17 protein-coding genes are annotated in these 14,639 nt (G+C 32.7%); 3 read left to right on the forward strand and 14 right to left on the reverse strand.

What is annotated here, in order from left to right:
* The first annotated feature begins 35 nt into the window (after positions 1 to 35).
* A complete protein-coding gene (locus tag BK054_RS18470) occupies positions 36 to 206 on the forward strand; it encodes a hypothetical protein (RefSeq protein ID WP_006260376.1) in 171 nt (56 codons plus the stop codon).
* Positions 207 to 327: 121 nt separating this feature from the next.
* Here the strand turns inward: BK054_RS18470 and BK054_RS14345 are convergent, their stop codons facing one another.
* The 13 genes from BK054_RS14345 to BK054_RS14405 form a co-directional block, all read right to left on the reverse strand.
* On the reverse strand, positions 328 to 732 hold the full coding sequence (locus tag BK054_RS14345) for a hypothetical protein (protein WP_006260377.1): 405 nt from the start codon (positions 730 to 732) through the stop codon (positions 328 to 330).
* A 106-nt stretch (positions 733 to 838) separates the two neighbouring features.
* On the reverse strand, positions 839 to 1,240 hold the full coding sequence (locus BK054_RS14350; protein ID WP_006265349.1) for a RidA family protein: 402 nt from the start codon (positions 1,238 to 1,240) through the stop codon (positions 839 to 841).
* A gap of 95 nt (positions 1,241 to 1,335) precedes the next feature.
* Positions 1,336 to 2,781, reverse strand: a complete 1,446-nt coding sequence (locus BK054_RS14355) for a TSUP family transporter (protein WP_006265350.1) — start codon at positions 2,779 to 2,781, stop codon at positions 1,336 to 1,338.
* A 243-nt stretch (positions 2,782 to 3,024) separates the two neighbouring features.
* On the reverse strand, positions 3,025 to 4,668 hold the full coding sequence (locus BK054_RS14360; RefSeq protein WP_006265351.1) for an NADPH-dependent assimilatory sulfite reductase hemoprotein subunit: 1,644 nt from the start codon (positions 4,666 to 4,668) through the stop codon (positions 3,025 to 3,027).
* A gap of 11 nt (positions 4,669 to 4,679) precedes the next feature.
* On the reverse strand, positions 4,680 to 6,368 hold the full coding sequence (locus BK054_RS14365) for a sulfite reductase flavoprotein subunit alpha (RefSeq protein ID WP_006265352.1): 1,689 nt from the start codon (positions 6,366 to 6,368) through the stop codon (positions 4,680 to 4,682).
* Complete coding sequence (cobA, locus tag BK054_RS14370) at positions 6,358 to 7,170, reverse strand: uroporphyrinogen-III C-methyltransferase (protein WP_006261274.1); 813 nt, start codon at positions 7,168 to 7,170, stop codon at positions 6,358 to 6,360. Before cobA ends, BK054_RS14365 begins: the two co-directional genes overlap by 11 nt.
* A gap of 12 nt (positions 7,171 to 7,182) precedes the next feature.
* Positions 7,183 to 8,094, reverse strand: coding sequence for a cysteine synthase A (cysK, locus tag BK054_RS14375; protein ID WP_006265353.1), 912 nt, complete (start codon positions 8,092 to 8,094; stop codon positions 7,183 to 7,185).
* Between the two features lie 28 nt (positions 8,095 to 8,122).
* Positions 8,123 to 8,905, reverse strand: coding sequence for a serine O-acetyltransferase (locus tag BK054_RS14380; protein ID WP_006265354.1), 783 nt, complete (start codon positions 8,903 to 8,905; stop codon positions 8,123 to 8,125).
* 16 nt (positions 8,906 to 8,921) lie between these two features.
* Positions 8,922 to 10,157: a sulfate adenylyltransferase subunit 1 gene (locus BK054_RS14385; RefSeq protein WP_006265355.1), complete on the reverse strand. Its 1,236-nt coding sequence runs from the start codon at positions 10,155 to 10,157 to the stop codon at positions 8,922 to 8,924.
* A gap of 19 nt (positions 10,158 to 10,176) precedes the next feature.
* Entirely contained in the window at positions 10,177 to 11,079 is a 903-nt protein-coding gene (gene cysD, locus BK054_RS14390) for a sulfate adenylyltransferase subunit CysD (RefSeq protein ID WP_006265356.1), read from the reverse strand.
* A 20-nt stretch (positions 11,080 to 11,099) separates the two neighbouring features.
* Complete coding sequence (locus BK054_RS14395) at positions 11,100 to 11,807, reverse strand: phosphoadenylyl-sulfate reductase (protein ID WP_006265357.1); 708 nt, start codon at positions 11,805 to 11,807, stop codon at positions 11,100 to 11,102.
* Between the two features lie 65 nt (positions 11,808 to 11,872).
* Positions 11,873 to 12,289, reverse strand: a complete 417-nt coding sequence (locus BK054_RS14400; protein WP_073144814.1) for an RrF2 family transcriptional regulator — start codon at positions 12,287 to 12,289, stop codon at positions 11,873 to 11,875.
* Between the two features lie 557 nt (positions 12,290 to 12,846).
* Positions 12,847 to 13,536 carry a hypothetical protein gene (locus BK054_RS14405; RefSeq protein WP_006265358.1) on the reverse strand — a complete coding sequence of 230 codons (690 nt, stop codon included), beginning with the start codon at positions 13,534 to 13,536 and terminating at the stop codon, positions 12,847 to 12,849.
* A 114-nt stretch (positions 13,537 to 13,650) separates the two neighbouring features.
* Here BK054_RS14405 and BK054_RS14410 point away from each other — a divergent pair, with 114 nt between their 5' ends.
* Positions 13,651 to 13,980 carry a winged helix-turn-helix transcriptional regulator gene (locus BK054_RS14410; protein WP_006260390.1) on the forward strand — a complete coding sequence of 110 codons (330 nt, stop codon included), beginning with the start codon at positions 13,651 to 13,653 and terminating at the stop codon, positions 13,978 to 13,980.
* A gap of 66 nt (positions 13,981 to 14,046) precedes the next feature.
* The gene (locus BK054_RS14415; RefSeq protein ID WP_006260391.1) at positions 14,047 to 14,292 is read left to right on the forward strand and encodes a VF530 family DNA-binding protein; all 246 of its coding nucleotides are present in this window, start codon (positions 14,047 to 14,049) and stop codon (positions 14,290 to 14,292) included.
* An 87-nt stretch (positions 14,293 to 14,379) separates the two neighbouring features.
* Here the strand turns inward: BK054_RS14415 and BK054_RS14420 are convergent, their stop codons facing one another.
* Entirely contained in the window at positions 14,380 to 14,634 is a 255-nt protein-coding gene (locus BK054_RS14420) for a hypothetical protein (RefSeq protein WP_006260392.1), read from the reverse strand.
* Between the last annotated feature and the right edge of the window lie 5 nt (positions 14,635 to 14,639).

The raw sequence follows: 14,639 nt of genomic DNA on the forward strand, positions 1-14,639 counted from the left end.
CTTCTTAATTTTGCTTTCAAACTAAAAGAGAACACATGAAAGTTAAAGACAAAGTAGTCGATATAGAAACCAATGAAGAGTACATTATCAAAGATATTATAGAGAAAAATAAGTTTATACCTGAGGACTTATACAAGCTTATTTCTGTAACTACGAAGAAAGAAATTCAAGTTTTTAAAAGTACTTTTGAAACTAGTTTTAAATAACCTTTTAAAGGTTATTGTCACTTTTATAAACCAAAAAATCCTACAAACGCTATTGTCTGTAGGATTTTTTATGGACTATAAAAACAACCTCAAGTGACTTATTAGATATTAAATCTAATGGTTACTTATTTACTATTAGTAATTTTTCATTTGCTAATACTAATGCCTCTTCTGCAGTAGAGACTACAAAAAGTTCATGCCCCCAATACTTAAAGAAAATCTCTTTAAAGTCTATTGCTACTTGGCGTTTTTCTTCATTAGGTTCTACTTGTATCATGGCTAATACATTATTGCGTAGTTGCTCTCTATTCTTTTTCATCCACAGGTTCATCTTCTTCATGTGATCCTTGTTACTCTTAGTATCCTTTACATCAGGTGCGCTCACCTCATTAATCATAACAAATTTTTTACCTGTTTTTAGTAATGCTTCGTAGTCATTAAAATACTGATCTTGATCATGTCCTTCATTGACAGATTGAATAATTACTTTTACTATAGGGAATTGCTTTGCATCTAATTGACTCATAAAATTTATTTTTTGTAAAGGACTCCTTTTATGGTCAAATGAAAAATGGACATTCAAAAGAAAGAGATGGATTATTCGAAGTACTTTATCTTTTTCTTCTAATAGATTACACTTTAGCCGCCCAAATCTCGATCTCCAGATCAATCTCAGGAAGTCCTAAAGCTGAGATATAAGCTATAGTCATAGAAGGATTTCCACTTTTAAAGAACTCCCTCCATACGCTATCAAAATAATCCCAATCAATCTCTTTAGTTGCCCAAATATTGACTTTGATAATATCAACCTCTGTTAGATTTTGGCTTTCTAACAAGGCAGCAATATTGCTAAACGTATTGTCTACTTGTTGATTAAAGTCGATTGGTATAACACCATTACCGTCAGTACCTATCTGTCCAGAGAAAGTATAAATCATCGCATTCTTAGGCACAATAGTGATATGTGAATAATTTCCTACTGGTCTTGATAACGTTTTTGGAGTAGTTCTAACTACTTTTTGAATGTCTTGCATGGTTTTATTATTTAATATTCTAATGCAAAACTAGACTAGGAGTTACAAGTAAAATTGTATAAAACCGACAAGTCTATTGTTCTTTCTTACTCATCCTATATAAACTTAATGACTATTCTTAAACTAGCTATAAAAACCAATAATCCTACACAGATATAAGAGATGCGTTTAGGCATTCTACCAGCTAATCTTGCTGCTAAAGGAGCTGCAAATACCCCTCCTAAGGCTAAGCCTAAGAAGATATACCAATAACCAAATCCCAATTTCGAAAAGAAAACCATAGAAGCAGCAAAAGTTACAAAGAACTCCGCTAAGGATACTGTCCCTACGACATATCTAGTAGGTCTTCCTTTAGTTAGAAGTGTAGAAGTAACAATAGGCCCCCAACCTCCTCCTCCAAAAGCATCAAAGAAACCTCCTGAAAAACCTAGAAAACCAACATATTTCACTTTCTTTCTTATTACTGAGTTTCTTAACGCTAAACTAATTAACCTAATAGCAATAATCATTAAATACAATGCTACAAATGGATAAGCGATATACTCATACTCACTACCAATATAGATCACAAATAAAGAACCTAAAATAGCCCCTACTACTCCAGGAATGCTCAACCACAATAATAACTTCTTATTTACATTTTTAAACTTATAGTGCGTATATCCAGATACTGCACTAGAAAACATCTCTGCAGTATGAATACTCCCTGATATAGTGGGAAGACTTAGTCCCATAGCCATCATAGCTGAGGCTGAAGTCATTCCATATCCCAATCCTAATGCACCATCAACCATCTGTGCTAGAAATCCAATAATGAAAACATAGTAAAACTCTGAAGGCATACTCGCTAAGCCAGCTTGAATATCATGAAAGGTAATTACATTAGATAAAGCATATCCCAATACAAAAACTAACACAAGAGTAGTGAGTCTAAAGATTTTAGAAAAAAGTTGTTTCCTCTCATAATTACGATTGGTCATAACAGATGTTACTCGATTTAAACTATTGAGCTTTTCTCTTAGATTTCCTTTGTGACGTGCTCTATACTGATTTAAATGCTCTATACTATCGCTTACATTATCAGGCACTTCTTCTTCTAAATACTCTCTCATTCTACGAGCCAATACCGGTGATTGACCATTAGTAGATATTGCTATTTTCAGTTGTCCTTTGGTTACGATAGACCCAAGATAAAAATCACATAAGTCTGGCTGATCAGCCGCATTGACCAATAATCCCTTACTATTGGCTAAAGCTTTTATTTCTTGATTTAAGACAGTATTATTTGTCGCTATTACTACTAAGTCCATTTGATACAAATCTTCTATTAGAAAGCTTCTATGCTTCAATATTAGGTTAGCATGAGTGGTTTGTAATTCAAAGAATTCAGGTTTAAAATCAATAGAAACAACCGTAATATGAGTTAGTTCATTTTGTTTTAGCAATGTTTTTGTTTTCTCTAAACCAACATTACCTCCTCCTACAATTAAAAAATTGGAATGAGTCGTTTTTAGAAATATTGGGAATAATGTGTTTTTCATAATCTATTATATTACAACCCTTTAACTATAAAATCATATACTTAAAGAATAAAAAAAGAGATATAAGTCCCTCAGGACCAATCTGGCAGATTGATCTACAATTTGTTTTACAATGTTTAATAGTGATTAAACTACTCTGAGATAAAGTAGCTCTTATAGTTCCTTAGAACAGGAAAGAAGTAATAAAAATGCAACAGACTTTCATTGAATAATTGTTTTGTGGTGGTAGTTTTAGTTTATTTTTTAAGCAAAGAATTTTCTATAGGTAAAGTCTCCAAAAGTTTCTTTAGCTAAAGCTTCTTCTTTGTATTGGCCGAATAAATTATCTAAATGCGATAAGATCTCTTCTTCTTTTATCTTTTTTTTATATAGTTGATTTAATCGAGTTCCATATCGGTCTCCTCCTAGCATAAGATTATACTCTTGTGGACCAGTACCTACAAAGCCTATCTCTGCTAAATATGAACGACCACAACCATTGGGACATCCTGTCATTCGAATGCTAATCTCTTCTTCACCTAGATTATGTTTAGCTAGTAATGGTTCTACTTTAGAGATTAACTCAGGTAAATAACGCTGTGCCTCAGCTAAAGCTAATGGACAAGTTGGCAATGCCACACATGACATAGAACTCTCTCTTAGTTTTGAATTTCTCAATTCTATTGCGTGTTCCACCAATAACTTCTCTACTAACCATTTGTCTTCTTCTTCAATTTCTCCAAGTATTAAATTCTGATTACAAGTAAATTTAAAATCAGATACGGCTAGTTTAGATAAATTGTACAAGAACTCCTTTTGATAAGTTTGTACTACACCATTCTCGACAAATAAAGTATAATACCATTTACCATCATGAGCTTGCTGCCATCCGTATCTATCATTACGCTCTGTAAATTCATACGCTCTAGCTGGTTGAAGCTTTACTCCTGCTCTATGTTCTAGTTCCTTTACAAAGCTCTCTACTCCTAATCTGTCAAGAGTATATTTTAGACGAGCAAGCTTTCTGTCTGAACGATTTCCATAATCTCGTTGTATAGTCAATACTTCATAAATCAACTTCATCGTATCTTCTTCATTGTCAGAAAAGCCTATAACAGTAGCAAGTCTTGAATAGGTTTGCTCATTGCCATGTGTTGTAGATAATCCACCTCCTATAGCAATGTTAAACCCAATCAATCTATCTTCTTCTACAATAGCAATAAGCCCAATATCATTAGCAAATACATCTACATCATTCGTTGGTGGAATTGCAATGGCTATTTTAAATTTTCTTGGAAGGTACTTGTCTTGATATAAAGGATCAGCTTCAATAGATCGATCATAAATCTTTTCGTTATCTATCCATACTTCATAATAAGACTGTGTCTTAGGTAAAAGCATTTTAGATATCTTATCTGCATAATTGTGAATTTGCTCAAAAACAGGTGAAACTTGTGGATGAGAACTACAAATTACATTTCTATTGACATCACCACATGCAGCAATAGCATCTAGTTTAGCAAGAAGAAAACCTTGTATTGTATCACTTAATTGGTGCTTTAATAATCCATGTAACTGTATAGTTTGTCTAGTTGTTATCTTTAATACACCTGTACCATATAGTTCTGATATTTCATGTATAGCCTGCCATTGCTTCGCAGAGATTACTCCTCCTGGTATGCGAAGTCTAATCATGAAAGAATACAGCTTATCTAGTTTCTTTTCAGCTCTCTCTTGTCGTCTATCCCTATCGTCTTGGACATACATCCCATGAAACTTAATTAAGGCTTCATCATCAGGCCTTACATTTCCTGTATAATTATCTTTTAAGCTCTGTGCTAACGTACCTCGTAAGCCGTCGCTTTTTTCTTTTATCCCTTCTATAGGAGATAGTTTATCTTGATTCATTTCGTCTTTTTTTAATACACATCTTTTTTATATTGTCCACTTAAAAACATTTCTTCTAAATACTCTTCAGCTGCTTTAAAAGAAGTGTTTTTTTCCTCCATAATGATTTCAACAAGTACACGTTCAACATCTTCACTCATAGGAGACTTCTGTCCACAAACATAAATTATAGCACCTGATTCTATCCAGTCCCACACTTCACTAGCTCTTTCTCTTAGCCTATCCTGAACATATATTTTATGCTTTTGATCTCTAGAGAATGCAGTATCTAGGTTTGTTAAAACACCGCTTTCTAACCATTGTTGTATTTCTGTCTGATAATAAAAATCACATATGAAGTGTTGTTCTCCAAAGAATAACCAATTGCGTCCTTCTGCTCCACTTGTATCTCTATGTTCAATAAAACCTCTGAATGGTGCAATACCTGTTCCTGGTCCTATCATAATAATATCCTTATCAGAATCAGGTAAATAAAACTCACTATTCCTATGAATATAGAATGAGAGTTCCTGTCCAACCTCTAATTCAGAAAAATAAGAAGAACACAATCCTTGTTTCTTTTCTTCTCCTACCAAGAACTGATCTAAGGCAACAGTTAAATGTACTTCATCCTCATGAGCTAAATTAGAAGACGAAATAGAATAAAGCCTTGGTGCAATTGGCTGTAGAATCGCTTTTATCCCATCTAGTTCTATTGGTTTTCTATTACTATAGGTTTCTAAAAGGCCCAATAAGTCAATCTTATCTTCAATAATATCTACTCCTAAATAAGTTGATAATTTATTTATTACACCTTTTGTAAGCCCTGTAATGCTCAATCCCTCTAACTCTTCATATCTACTCTCTTCACCCAACAACTTAGCTATACTTATCATTGTACCTAGCTTATTAGGAGGGTAAACCCCTATTGCATCTCCTGGCTGATAGTCTATAGTTATATCACTGCGAATTTCGAGGTGATAGGTTTGTTTATTAGACTCTCTATCGTTCAATAATACACTGTGACTAACTACCCCTTGATACTCCTTTTTTACATTAGGTTTTTCTATTGTAATCTGTGAGTTAATATCTTTAAGATTTCCTTCTTCTACAGTACTCCCTCTAGATTTCTCTATAGTATCTAAGACTGTTTTAAACCATGTAGCGGTATATTCTTTATAATCTACATCTAACTTTTTTAGAGGTAAAATAGATTGCGCTCCTTGTTGAAGTAATAATTTATCTAGATCTTCTCCTGCTTTACAGAAAAGAGGATAAGAAGAATCTCCTAACGCTAATAAACAATACCTTACGTTACTCAATTCAAGTTTTACTTTAGATAAGGAATCAAAGAATTTCTGAGCAGAAAGAGGTGGTTCTCCTTCCCCTTGTGTACTACAAATAAGAATGATAAAATCTTCTTTACTCAAATCTTCAACTTTATATGTAGCTAAGTCTAAACTCTTAGCTTGTAACTTATTCTGTTTGCAAAGCTTTAGAAGTTCTAGTGCTACTTTCTTACTATTTCCTGTTTCACTTCCATAAAGAATAAGAGGCTTCACTGATACTTTTGAACTTTGATTAACAGCAATTGGATTACTTGGCTGTATCTCATTTTGGGCTAACAAGCCTGAGAGGTAACCATTAAACCAGATTAGTTCTTCTCGCGAATAGTTTTCAACCTGCTTCTGTAAACTTGTTATTTTTTGATCAAATTGCATATTGAAACTCTTTTATATGATTATCAAAATAAGAATAGTATTCTCCTTCTTTTATTTCTTCTTTCCAAGCAAATTGCTCATGTAATTCAACTACTTTACCCACAATAAATAAAGTTGGTACATACTCAAAGGCAATCAGCTCTTTTTCCATAATATCTTTAAAAGAATATACAGTTGTCTTCTGATAGATAGTACTTGCCTGTTGAATAATAGCAATTCCTTTCTCTGACGCTATCCCTTGTGATAGCAAGGCTTGTACTAAATACTTCAGCTTTTGCCCACTCATATAGAATACTAGTGTATCCTCTGTCTTTGCCCAATCTCTCCAAGTATCTTGTTCTATACTAATCGTATCAAATAAAGTCAAGAAACGAACTGCACGACTATATCCTCTACTAGTCAAAGGAATAGCACTATAAGCTGCTGCACCTAATGCTGCAGAAATGCCTGGGATAATCTCATATTTTATTCTATTTTCTTTTAATACTCGCAATTCATCAAGAATATTAGAAAATATAGAAACATCTCCTCCCTTTAATCTAAGTACAGTCATTCCTAATTTAGCATACGAAACCATTAACTCATTAATCTCTTGCTGTGGTGTATGTATCCCTTTAGAACACTGTTTACCTACGTAAATAACCTTTGTCGTCTTATTGACATACAGTTCGATAAGCTCAGGCGAGACTAAACGATCTATCAGAATTATATCTGCCGTTTTTAAATACCGAAGTGCCTTCAGACTTATTAACTCAGGATCTCCTGGACCAGCACCTGCTAGTATAACTTTTCCACTATTCATCACAATCAAGAATTAAAATAGCCCCTCTACTGATAAGTAGCGTTCTCCATTATCATAGTTAAATGTCAATATCTTAGCACCATCTTCTATAGAAGGCAATAATTTTGTAATAGCTGCCAATGATGCTCCTGTAGAGATTCCTACTAGTAAACCTTCTTTTTTAGCAACTTCTTTTACTACTGCAAATGCTTCTTCTTTTGAAATCTTTACAACCTTATCTATTAAATTAAAATCTAATATTTCTGGAATAAAGCCTGCCCCAATCCCCTGTATAGTATGTGGTCCAGAAGGTTCTCCACTTAATACAGCAGAAGTATCAGGTTCTACAGCAATCACTTTCAGATTGGGATATTTCTCTTTTAATACTTTAGATACCCCCGTAATATGCCCTCCTGTTCCGACTCCTGTCACTAAATAATCTAATCCTTCAGGAAAATCTTGAATAATTTCTAATGCAGTTGTTCTACTGTGAATATCTACGTTCACAGGGTTATTAAATTGTCTTGGTGACCATGCATTAGGAATTTCTTGAACTAATTCTGCTGCTTTTTCAATAGCTCCTTTCATTCCTTTTTCTCGTGGAGTTAATTCAAATTTAGCTCCATATATCTCCATCAATTTTCTTCGCTCTACACTCATTGACTCGGGCATAACTAAAATAACATCATATCCCTTAATAGCCCCTACCAGAGCAAGTCCTATCCCTGTATTTCCTGATGTTGGCTCTATAATGACACCTCCTGGTTTTAACAAACCTTGCTTCTCAGCATCTTCTATCATTGCCAAGGCAATACGATCTTTAATACTTCCTCCTGGATTTGTTTTTTCAAGCTTTATCCAAGTTTGTTTTGATCCTGGAAAGAATCTATTTAATCCTATAATTGGAGTATTTCCAATTGTTTCTAAAATACTTTCTACTTTCATTTTATATTCTCTTTGGTTTTTAATTTGGTTACTTTATTATTGTTTCATTTATTCTTATGCGATATTGACTATCTAATTCTACATTGGAATTAGCTTCAATAGAGCTTGGTATATGAAGATTTGGTCCTATCCTTGATCCTTTACCAATCGTTATGGCTTTTCCTGTAATAGAAACTCTTTCTCGTATTATAACATTATCTTCAATCACAATAGATTCCTTTAAACACAAATCTAATATCTGTCTATGTTCTCCTAAGATTACTCCTTGGTGTATTCTTACATTATTTCCTATAACTACTGTACTCCCTATCACAACTCCTAAACCATTGATAAGTATTAATTGTTTACCTATTTTTGCAAATGGACTAATATCTATTCCTGTAAGACGATATCCATATAGATTAGCTATCTGAGGCAAAACAGTTATTCCTAGATCAATAAATACCTGTGATACTCTATAGATATACATCGCTAAAAAACCTGAATTAAAGGCTATTATTTCTGATTTAGACTGAACAGACTTATCATAACTCATATACCCTTCTAAATCAGACTCTAGAAATTCATACAAAGCTTCTACTTGATTAAAAAACAAATGTGCTTTAAGACTTGCTTTATCTTTAGTAATAGTTCTTTGTAATACCTCTTCTAGTTCAAGACATAAAGCGTGTTCTTCAGCTAAAAAACAAGCAAACGAATCATAGTTATAATTGGTAAACAACCAATTATAGAATCGATCTAACCAAGTTTCGAATAGCTCTTTATTAGGTACTCTATTCTTTATTGTCTTGTTATATATGTAATCCCTCATACTTGTAAAAGGTAATTTACAAGAACATTAAAGCTCCAACAGTATTATAAGAGGTCTCGTCTACTAGAATAGCATTCCCTGTTTTAGAATTTTCTACAAAAGGATCATAGTTTAATGCTTGATTGGTTTGGAGACTGACTTGTGCGATATCATTTAGGCTCAACTCTTCACCTGTATTAAACTCAAGAGTGTTTATATTCCACTTTCTATCTATCGATTTGATTTTAACTCGGACACTATGAAAACGATGTTGTAAAATATACGTTTTACCTAATTGCAGATCTTCTGTATCTAACCAACTTATCCAAGAAGTAAGCTTATTCGTTGCTAAAGGTGCTTTTTGCTCTTCTAAATAAATTGTATCTCCTCTACTAATGTCTAGATCTGCATCAAAATGCATTACAACATTATCACCTGCTATAACATTAGATACTTCTCTAAGGTTCTTCTCTAACTTTGTGATAGTTGTAGTAATATTGCTTGGAAGTATTCTTACCCTATCTCCTACTTTATATTGACCACTTAATACTAATCCTGCATACCCTCTATAATCTAAATACTCCTTCGTCTGAGGTCTAATAATAAATTGTACTTGAAAACGAGCTTCATTTCTCAATTGGCTTTCTATATGAATGGTCTCTAAGACCTCTAACAAGGTTTTACCCGTATACCAAGGAGTTAGTGATGAAGACTTTACAATATTATCTCCTTGTAGAGCACTAATAGGGATATAAACAACTTCTGTAAAGGTTAATTGACTTCTTAATACTTCAAAGTCTGACTTAATCTCCTCATAAATACCTTCGTTATAGTCTACTAAATCAATTTTATTGATTGCTACAACGACTTTTTTAATTCCCATCAGAGAAGCGATTGAAGCATGACGTTTGGTCTGTTCTGTAATTCCTTTTCTGATATCAATTAATAGGATAATCAAATCGGATACAGATGCCGCAGTAATCATATTTTTAGTATACTGCTGATGTCCAGGAGAATCTGCTATAATAAACTTTCTATTAACTGTAGAAAAGTATTTATATGCTACATCTATTGTAATACCTTGTTCACGTTCTGCTCTTAATCCATCAGTAATTAAAGCTAGGTCAATCGTTTCTTCTCCTATATCTGATTTACTTGCTAAAACGCCTAAATGATCTGTTGAGATACTATTAGAATCATACAGTAATCTACCAATTAAAGTACTTTTACCATCATCTACATTCCCTGCTGTTATAAATTTTAATGTTTCCATTTTACTTTATTTACTACAATTAAAAATATCCTTTCTTCTTTCTATCTTCCATAGCTGATTCAGATAACAAATCATCTAATCTAGTTTGTCCTCTCTCGCTTATTCTTGAGTTTTTTATATCCTCTATAATATCGTCTACTGTTGTAGCATTAGAGGCTATTGCCGCTGTACAAGTCATGTCTCCTACAGTGCGATAACGCACAGATGATTTGACTACTTTTTCTCCTTCAACAGCTGGAGTAAAACTAGAAAGAGCAATTAACTTATCATTGTACTCAATACATTCACGTTCATGAGCAAAGTACAATCCTGGCAATTCAATATCATTTGCTTTAATATAATTCCAGATATCTAGCTCTGTCCAATTACTAATAGGAAATACTCTGGTATTATGCCCTGTCTGCATATTCCCATTGACAATATCCCAAAGCTCAGGTCTTTGGAGCTTAGGATCCCATTGACCAAAATCGTCTCTTAGAGAAAATATCCTTTCTTTTGCCCTAGCTTTTTCCTCATCTCTTCTTGCCCCACCTATGCATGCATCAAATTCATGCTCTTGAATAGTATCTAATAAAGTATAAGCTTGTAGTGAGTTTCTAGAAGGAAAACGACCTTGTGTTTCCTTTAATTTGTACTTTCTAATACTATCTTCTACACTTCCTACTATTAGTTTTTCTCCTATTTGGTCCACTAACTTATCCCTAAATGCAATGGCCTCAGGAAAATTATGCCCTGTATCAATATGAACTAATGGAAAAGGAAATTTACCAGGTCTAAATGCTTTTAGTGCCAGGTGAACCAAGACAATGGAGTCTTTTCCTCCAGAGAACAACAAGGCTGGTTTCTCAAATTGAGCAGCTGTTTCTCTCAAAATATAAATTGCCTCTTGTTCTAAAGTTTCTAAATAATTGTTTTCTATCATATCTGTTAATACTATTTATTCTATTGTTTTAAGTGTAATCCACATTCTTTTTTTGAAGCATCTTCCCACCACCATCTTCCTGCCCTAAAATCTTCTCCTTCTCTTATCGCTCTTGTACATGGGCTACAACCAATACTGATATAACCTTGCTTATGTAGTGGATTATAGGGAATCTGATTTTGCTCTATAAACGCTGTTACTTCCTCTGTAGACCAAGATAGCAGAGGATGAAACTTGATAATTTGATTGTGTTCATCCCATTCAAAAGGAGTCAAGCTTTGTCTATTAGGAGAATGTTCTGCTCTTAAACCTGTAATCCATATTTCTTGATTCTTTAAGGCTTTCTGCAGAGGTAATACCTTTCGAATAGTACAACACTCTTTTCTCAATTCTACAGATTTGTAGAAACTATCTGGTCCATTCTTATTGACAAACTCTGCTATAAGACTACTCTTCGGAAAATAAGCTGTGATATTAATTTTATACTTTGCTAAAGTGAGACTCCATGTATCGTAAGTCTGGTCGAATAGCCTCCCTGTGTCTAGTGTAAAAAAAGAAACCTTTCCTTCATCTTTTAAAAGGTGGGTAATAACTTGATCTTCATAACTGAAACTTGTTGAAAACGTTATTGATTCAAAATGTTCTTTTAAATACTTCATCTGCTCTTTAAAGGACAAGGCTTCTAACCCACTCTCAAGCAGTTTTTTATATTGATTTTTTAAACTCATATTATTCTTTTTTTTCAATAAACTATAATCTCTATCGTTTTAGTAGTCTTTAGGTGTAAATTTTTTTAATCTCCGTCTATAAAGCGTTGAAGCGTAGCTTCTGACATGCTCTTTCTTGTCTTATCTCTAATCTCCATAAACTGTTTTCTCAGATAACAACTTACTTCATCTTCACAGTCATCACATGGTTCATAGTAGTTTATAGATACACATGGTGTTAATGCAATAGGCCCATCAAATATTCTATACAAATCAGCTACTGATACCTCCTTAGGATCTTTAATTAAATAATACCCTCCTGCTAGTCCTTTTTTACTATTAACTAACTTTACTCTCTTAAGCTCTAGCAATATTTGCTCTAGAAACTTCTTTGGTATATTTTCTTTTTCTGCTATAGTAGCTATAGTTAGGTGCCCATTTTGATATACTCTTGCTAGACACACCATTGCTTTTAAGGCATACTTACATCGTTTTGATAACATAGTATAAATGCATAAAAAAAGCCCCTTATCGTTAAATAAGGAGCTTCTATATATTGATTTAATTTAAATACAACGTACGAATAGACTACTCCTCTTTTGAAAAGCATTTACACATACACATTACCATATTTAAATTATTTATTCTCATTTTTTGATTTTTTATTCTTGTACAAATGAAAGGATTATATTTTAATGTGCAAACATTTTTTTATAATTTTTTAAATGAAAGGTAAATAAACACCTTTCTTTGATTTGAATAAAACCCTTTAATACAACACCTAACACACTAAATATCAATACCAAAAACTAAAATAACGAAGTTGAAATAATTATAAATACTAAATCGTGATTATTGATAATAATCTTTAATTTTCTTGTTTAATATAACATTAAACAAGCTACAAAATGTGAACAAATAGAAATAATCACCAAATTAATGACTTACACTCTTTTAAATTGGATAATAAATAAAGCAAAAATCCCAATTATTACAATTGGGATTTTCTAGAAGACTAATAACTGATATCACGAAGACATCTTACTTTAACCAGGAAAAGTTAGAATAATAACATTGTTACAAATCCTCCAAAACTATTTTCATTCACTTTTAAAGGACCATAGAAATCTATATTAGCAGCAGCTCCAAAACTAAACTCTTTATAACTCAGACCTACTCGCCCTTGGATATAACTTCGAGAATGTCCTTTCCACTCTGTTGCATATCCATATAATCCCTGTGCTCTTGTATAAAGTTTAAAAGTATCATTAAGCTTAGGAGTATATTCTACTAACGCCATTCCTTCATAAGCAGGCTTTGACATAATATCTACTCTTCCATTAAGAACAACAACCCAATCCTTTTTAACCCAAGTATATAATAAACCAGCTGCTGGTTTAACTCCAAACTCTGGATCATAGTGAAACCCAGCAGTTACATCTAATCCTTTAATTACGGTATAGGTTAGCTGTCCTTGAATCATTCTATCCTTTACATCTGGCTCTCCCCACTCTCCTACATAATTTACGACACTAAAGAAACCTACTTTAGGTAAACTTTGAAACTTCTTGTTAAGGAGCATATTAAAGGTGACTCCTCTACTTCCTATTAATGTCTCTACATTAACAGGCGGATTAACTACTATACTATCTTTATTAACCTCTTCATCTTGTTGTTGAGCAACAATTGAAACACTGTAAAACAAACTACTTAAGATAAGCAACATCTTACAAATAGATCGGAATCTCATGTTTTTGATTTAAAATTTAGTTGTAAACCTAAGCTCAATACTTTACTTTTGCAAGTAGTAACACTTTTGTATAGTAATACCATAAATTACTGTATTACTCATAGCCAATCACTTATGACGAAAAATAAAATAGAAAAAGTTGAACACAAATGTACCTTACATGATGTTTTAGAAATAGTTGGGGGAAAATGGTCTATTCCTATCATATTTACACTCTTTGATGGGACTAAACGATTTAGTGAATTAGAAAGAGAAATTCCCAATATTAATACACGAATGTTAGTCAAGGAACTAAAAAAATTACAACAGACAAATATCATCACTAGAGATGCTCTCCCTACTGTTCCTCCTACGGTAAATTATACCTTGACACATAAGGGACAAATGCTAGAACCTATTCTACGAGCATTCTTAAAATGGGGAGAAGAGTTTATTGATAAATAAGCACAAAATAACCTCCTTAATAACATCAATATAGAATCAATTATCTTTGTTTAAAATATACGATATATGCAAGTATCAAAAGACCCATTACACGGAAAGAAACTAGTCGATATTCTAGAAGAATTAGTAGAATACTATAACGGATTCGAGGAATTAGGCAATCAGATTAATATCAGATGCTTCACTCATGACCCTAGTATTAACTCTTCTTTAAAATTCTTACGAAAAACACCTTGGGCAAGAGATAAAGTCGAAAGCCTTTACTTATATGTTCTACGTCAAAAAGCAAAACAACAAAAATCTGAAGAATAAATCCTATTTTACTTCGGTTTTTTAATATCGTTTAATTAAATACCAAAGGTTAGCTTGTAAGAGCTAACCTTTGATATTTAAAAGTATCTAAAAACTAATTACGTAGTATTTTTTTCTCTTTTTACGCAGAAGATAATCGTATTGATATTTAACATAAGGCTTTATTTTATAACCTTCTTCTATTAATCGACTCTGAACAGTATCAGAAAGATTATCTATCAGCAATGATTTCTGACCTTTACTAGCGCTATGGTGCAATTTCTCAATAATATCATTGTATTGTTCTAATGTAACATTAAAAGCAATTTCTTTTAGTGTTTCTGGGGTAATTGGTTTATTCATATTGT

This window comes from Myroides sp. ZB35 (assembly GCF_001865835.1).
Taxonomy (GTDB): domain Bacteria; phylum Bacteroidota; class Bacteroidia; order Flavobacteriales; family Flavobacteriaceae; genus Flavobacterium; species Flavobacterium odoratimimum.